The organism is Thermococcus sp., from assembly GCF_026991495.1.
GTDB lineage: Archaea > Methanobacteriota_B > Thermococci > Thermococcales > Thermococcaceae > Thermococcus.
This window is the reverse complement of record NZ_JALXBJ010000049.1, coordinates 1-5,209: the sequence shown is the minus strand read 5'-3', so window position 1 is coordinate 5,209 and position 5,209 is coordinate 1. Positions and strand designations below refer to the sequence as shown.

Here is a 5,209-nt window from a genome sequence, read left to right as displayed (position 1 = left end):
GCTGAGGGTGAGTCTCATGGAGAGGATTGTCATTAAGGGCGAGCACGTTTACTTTGAGATGATTTGGGCTTATTTAAAATCGCTGAAGAGGTGGAAGGTTGGAAGGGAAGAATTTTCTTCGAATTTCATCCGTTTCTTTGAGGTAACGTGTGGTTACCGAAGCGGTAACCCGGAACTTCATATATATCACGAACCATAAGTTCACAGTGGAGCAACCACGTGTTGCCCATGAAAGGGGCACTGTGTTGATGCGCCCTGCGATGGTCGCGCGGCATCGCCGCGTGTCCTGCCCGATTCCACGGTGCCTCCATCAAAGGAGGCGGAAAAATTGAGAAAGAACCTTGCCTTGGGAATTTTTGGCCTGCTGGTGGCCTTCGGCCTCGTATTGGGGGCGGGAGCCAACTTCAGGGACTACCATGCAGACAGGAGCGTGCACTGGAAGATAGTGAGCGACGACACGGAGCTCATTGATCTGACCCCGGTTCAGCCCTACGCGTACATAAACGACGCCGGAGTCCTGGTCGTTGACATAAGCCCGGACAATCCGAACTGGCCGGGTTATGGAAACGGCCTCAGCCCGAACTCCGAGTACAACTTTGACGAGGTCTTCAACGTCAGCAACGACCTCTGGGAAGAGAACATGACCATAGTCGTCAGGATAACAAGCGACAACAGCGCGATCCAGTTCTACGGCGCGGACGAGAACATATACAGCACATCGAGCGGCAGTGCAATCTACGCCAGCGACATGGCCGAAAACGACGTCTGCTTTGTGGTACACAGCGGCGAGGCCGTGAGCGTTGGCATGGACTTCAGCGTTGGAAACGACGCACCGGGAACCGTTCAGAGCACTCCGATACACATACAGGCCTACAGGCTCGGCACCGAGCCGGCCGATCTGGACGGAAAGTGCGGTCAGTGAAGGGGGAATGAAGAATGAACAAGCTGTTTGGATTGGCTTTCCTGATGGTTGGGATGCTCTTGGCCGTCGGTGCCGGTGCCAACTTCAGGTACTATTCAGCCGACAGATCGGCCTCCTTCACGGTGGTCTCAGATGACAACGAGCTCATCGACCTAACCGCCCTGCAGCCCTACGTAACGTACAACAATGGCAACATATACGTTGACATAAGCGACAACAACCCCAACCACCCTGATTGGGGAGGGGACGGGATGAGTCCGAACACTACCTACGTCTTTGAGGAGCTTTTCCAGGTCAGCAACGAGCTCTGGGAAAACAACCAGACCAACTACCCGATATGCGTCGACATAAAGAGCAACCAGGACAACGTCCTTCTCTTCGCGGGCGACTACAGCAGTCCGGTAGCCGGCCCGGCCCACAACATAGAGTTCACGGTTGAGCACGGCAACCCGATTCCGGTGGGCATGATCTTCGACAACACCAACTCAACCCTCGGCCTTGACCAGTTCCAGATGAGCTTTGAGGCCACGGCGGGAGCATGCGGACCGTGATTTCCTTTCGGAGCCTTTGCTCCACCTTTATGTAGAGGGGGATGTGAGAATGAGCCTGAAGGGAGTCCTTGGAGCCGTTGCAACAGTACTACTGCTCTCTATCCTCTTAGTATCCGCTGGGGGCTTCTTGATTGGCAGGCCCGTTTTCATGTCCTACACCTATTCGGAGAGCATGACCCCGGCGATTAACAAGGGGGATCTGTTTTTCATAAATCCCCTCTCGAAGGGAGGGAAAACCGGGGACATAATAGTCTTCCACAGACGGGACGGCTGGACCGTTCACAGGATATTCGTGGTTACCGATGGAGGCTACATAACCAAAGGGGACAACAACGTTGCCACGGACCAGCAGAACGGCGAGAACCCCATCGTTGAGAGGAGCGACGTCATAGGTAAGGTCGTGGAGTTGGCCGGCAGTCCCCTCGTCATAAGGGGAGGCGGGGCCTTCATAGAGTCCTTCCGTGCGAGACTGAGCAACGTCTACGCCGTCGTCATCTTCCTCGTTGTCGGTTCGTTCCTCACTTTCCTCGGTGGGGACAAGCGAAGACCGGTTAAGAGAGCCAGGAGAAGGCGTTACATCAGGGTTCGCGCCAAGACGCTCTACGCGGCCCTATCTGTTCTCATAATAGCGGGCTTCCTCTTCGTTACGGTGGCCTCGTGGGGAGTACTGACCTTTACCTACTCCTCCACCCTCGCCGGCGGCCAGAGGGAGGGCTGGCACCTGCCCGGGAGCACCTTTGAGAGGAACCTAAGCCTGAGGAACGGGGCGGTTTATCCCTTCCACTACTTCATCGAAACCGGGGAAAGGGCCGAGATACTCAACGGCAATGTCTTTGACATCCCGGGCAGGGGAACCCGGAGGGTACTCCTCAGGGTTTTCGTCCCTAAGGAGACTCGGGTGTACCGAGGGGAGGTAAGGGTTCATGCCTATCCGGCAATACTCCCCGGAGGGGTCGTTGCCCTCTCCTACCGGGCCAGTCCTTACCTCCCTCTTGTTCTCTACGCCCTCGAACTGGCGGCGGTTCTGCTCGCGTTCTATCGCTTGGCCGCCATTGGAAGCGGTGAGTTGATCAGAATCCGGATCAGACGAAGGGGCATTTTGGGAAGGATAATAGGGGATGGTTGGTGATGAGAAGCGTGTTCTTTGTGTCGGCCTTCATCGTGGGGGTGCTCCTCATCGCGGGTTCGAGCGGCACTTTTGGGGGGTACGACTCCACGAGGGACGCCTCCTTTTGGGTGGTTCCCCCTGATTTAGGGTATTTAGGCTTTGACTGTAGAGGGGGCTGCTCCGCGCTGGTCTTCCTTCAGGCCAACTCAGAGACTGACTTCGATGCCATCAACATAACCAATTCACTGCCCGAGAACAGAGATGCGGACGTCGCCCTCAGCCCCGACTACTCCTGGCTCCCGGCTGGGCTTTCCGTCTCGGTAGAGACCGACGATGGAAGCCCAGTCACCTTGAATCCCGGTGAGGTTTACGCCTTCGGGGGACACGTTTCGGCCGGGGATGTAGAGCCCGGCGAGTACACAGTACCGCTGGAGGTGCACGCCACTTGGGATGATGGCGGGGCATCGCTCTCTGTCTGCCCAATCAAGCTGGTCGTAACAGGCCCGCCGATGATGCCGACTATCGAGAAGGTACTCCTCTCGGGCAGCACCGCGGGGATACCCCTGAAGAGCCGTCAGGAATGGGTTTTCCAGATAATCGTCACAAACCCCACCCCTAAGGACATGAGCATTACCGTTGTCGACGCGATCCCCGCGGAGTTCAACGTGAGTCCCTCAGGAACCTCTGCAAGTGCCGGAAACTACACCTTCTGGCCCACGGGGGGACGCGGCTACCACTGCGGCTGCTCTAACGGCTCGGCAACCAAGATGGAGTGGAACGTTGCCTTACCGGCCGGCGGGAGCGAGAGGATGAACGTTACGATATTCACGAGGATCAACCACGGCAACCAGCGGGAGTTCACGTCCTGCGGGAACTACAGCCTGAACGATGGCGCAGTTATATTAGGGTACGGTATAGTGAGCAACGGAATACGGGTCTCGACGACCTGCGGGGGGAATGGACCGTGATCGGGCCTCGCCCAGCTTTTGAAGGAACTTGGATGGAGTGTGCTGCCCTATGAGGAAGTTTTCCATAGAGAGGAAGTTGGTGGTGAAGGCCACGATAGCGGGGTTTTTGGTGCTGGCCCTTCTCTTCAGTGCGTATTCAGTGACCGCCTACAAGAAGTCACCGGAGACCACAAAGGTCACCTACAGAACCCTCTACACCGAGAGGGGTGATATGAGTCACGCGGGCTTCTTCTCGGACGAGTCCGTCTACAGGAACGGGACGAGCCTTGAAAACTACCCTGGTAAAATAACCCGGAGGATAGAGGGGGTCTACAGGTACTCCATAAACCCGGGAACGGCTGGGTCTTATAGGGCAGTCCTCAGAACTGACTACTACGTTGTTTCGGGAAAGAAGCGAATCTCCCTCATGAACCGCACATGGGGCTCATGGAGCGGGCGCTTTTCCGGTTCCTTCTCCCTGCCCGTCAGCTTCAACGTGTCCAGTCTTGAGAAGGGCCTTAAAGAGATCAGGGAGGGAACGGGACTCTACCGGGCCAGCGGCGACACGTACCTCCTCGTCGAGGTCGATATTCCGGGGAGGGAAACGTTCACCCACAGGGTTTCCCTGAGCACCAACGGGCTTGGAATGCTGAGTCTAAAAGACACCTCAAAGGACTACAAAAAGGTGGAGCGGTATTCTAAGATATTGGATAACAGGCTCGGCTTTGCAGGGGGGAGTGTTAGTGTCTCCACCGGCAGAAAGCTCTTTCCACTCATGGCAATCCTCTTCGTGCTGCCCCCCTTGGGGTTCCTCCACAAGCGCGGCGGAAAGAGGGAGGAGATGAGTAGCTTAAGGAAGTTCATCGTCGAAGGCACCCCCTCAGAGGCGGAGATGGTTTCAGTGGCCCTCGGTTCGGTTGAGGATCTTGGGAAGGTATTTGACCTCGTGGACAAGCCGATAGTTCACTACGTTGAAGGCGACCGCGACGTCTACGCGATACTCGACGGAGAAGTGGCCTACGAGTATCTAAAGGAGAGAAAGGCGGGGGATAGGGGTTGAGCTCTCCCGTTTTCTGCTGTTAAGTCAGCTGCCTGCCGTACTGGAGCACGAACTTTGCATCGGCGATTCCCTCGAAGATCGGGTCGTGAGTCGTTACCACTATTGTTTTTCCTCGCTCCTTCTCTTTTTCTAAATGGGCCAGCAACAGCTCCGCGGATTCCCTGTCGAGGTAAGCGGTTGGCTCATCGAGGAGAATAACCTCCGGGTTGTGTGCCAGGGCCCTCACTATCGAGGCCCTCCTGGCCTCGCCTCCGCTTATCTCAGTTGGACGCTTGTGCAGTGTGTGCCCGATGCCTAACTCCTTGGCCAGTTCCTCTGCCCTCCTCTTGAACTCTGCCTTCAGCTTTCCTGCCCCGTATAAGGCCAGCTCTACGTTCTCCCAGACGCTCAGAACGTTGACAAAAGTTGGCTCCTGAAACGATACCCCAAGCTTTCTCCTAAGTTTCCGCATCTCTGCCTCTGGGAGTGAGTACACGTCCATGCCATCGTAGGCAACGCTCCCTTCTGAAGGCCGCAGGAGTGTGGCCACGCTCAGCAGGAGACTCGTCTTTCCGCTTCCGCTCGGCCCGAAGATCACGCTTATCCTGCCCCTTTCAAATGAGCCGTTGAACTCCTCCAGTC

The 5,209-nt window shown here is 56.4% G+C and carries 7 protein-coding genes; 6 read left to right on the top strand and 1 reads right to left on the bottom strand.

The window, feature by feature from the left end; translation table 11 throughout:
• From MVB78_RS06035 to MVB78_RS06010, 6 genes are all read left to right on the top strand, one after another.
• Window positions 1–199 (top strand): hypothetical protein (locus MVB78_RS06035; RefSeq protein ID WP_297489273.1); only part of this gene is annotated, 199 nt, incomplete at its 5' end.
• A 129-nt stretch (window positions 200–328) separates the two neighbouring features.
• The gene (locus tag MVB78_RS06030) at window positions 329–922 is read left to right on the top strand and encodes a DUF1102 domain-containing protein (RefSeq protein ID WP_297489271.1); all 594 of its coding nucleotides are present in this window, start codon (window positions 329–331) and stop codon (window positions 920–922) included.
• A 14-nt stretch (window positions 923–936) separates the two neighbouring features.
• Complete coding sequence (locus tag MVB78_RS06025) at window positions 937–1,473, top strand: DUF1102 domain-containing protein (protein WP_297489268.1); 537 nt, start codon at window positions 937–939, stop codon at window positions 1,471–1,473.
• 49 nt (window positions 1,474–1,522) lie between these two features.
• Window positions 1,523–2,602: a signal peptidase I gene (locus MVB78_RS06020; RefSeq protein WP_297489265.1), complete on the top strand. Its 1,080-nt coding sequence runs from the start codon at window positions 1,523–1,525 to the stop codon at window positions 2,600–2,602.
• On the top strand, window positions 2,602–3,549 hold the full coding sequence (locus MVB78_RS06015) for a hypothetical protein (RefSeq protein ID WP_297489262.1): 948 nt from the start codon (window positions 2,602–2,604) through the stop codon (window positions 3,547–3,549). The genes MVB78_RS06020 and MVB78_RS06015 overlap by 1 nt, the downstream gene beginning before the upstream one ends.
• Before the next feature lie 49 nt (window positions 3,550–3,598).
• Window positions 3,599–4,588, top strand: coding sequence for a hypothetical protein (locus tag MVB78_RS06010; protein WP_297489259.1), 990 nt, complete (start codon window positions 3,599–3,601; stop codon window positions 4,586–4,588).
• Window positions 4,589–4,607: 19 nt separating this feature from the next.
• Here MVB78_RS06010 and MVB78_RS06005 read toward each other — a convergent pair.
• A partial coding sequence (locus MVB78_RS06005) for an ABC transporter ATP-binding protein (protein ID WP_367270998.1) occupies window positions 4,608–5,209 on the bottom strand: 602 nt, incomplete at its 5' end.